We start from the raw sequence: 280 nt of genomic DNA, 5'->3' as shown, positions 1-280 counted from the left end.
GCAGTATCCAGCACATCGACACGAGACGCCTAGTTCAGCTCGACTGTGGGAAGCCCAGGCTTTGGCCGCTCTTCAGCCATTGCTCAAGCACCGCCGCCAGGCCACCTTGCCAATGGGTACTCTCCTCGCTCCACAATTCGGTCTTGCCGGAAGGCTGCCACCAGCGGCAGAGCCGTTGTGAAGTGTCCACGGGGTCGATCCGTTGCACGACCGCCAACGGTTGAAACCCAGGGACATACGCATGGGTAGGCCGGATGCGCCACACCTGTTGCTGCAAGGC

1 protein-coding gene is annotated in these 280 nt (G+C 61.8%); it reads right to left on the bottom strand.

Annotated elements, in window-relative coordinates:
* Positions 1 to 34: 34 nt before the first annotated feature.
* On the bottom strand, positions 35 to 280 hold a 246-nt coding region (locus tag FJ988_RS30525; protein WP_210242792.1), incomplete at its 5' end, for a hypothetical protein.

Source organism: Mesorhizobium sp. CU3 (genome assembly GCF_006442965.1).
In the GTDB taxonomy this organism is placed as follows: Bacteria; Pseudomonadota; Alphaproteobacteria; order Rhizobiales; family Rhizobiaceae; genus Mesorhizobium.
Note: the sequence above shows the minus strand (reverse complement) of the source record. Positions and strands in the feature narration are given on the sequence as shown.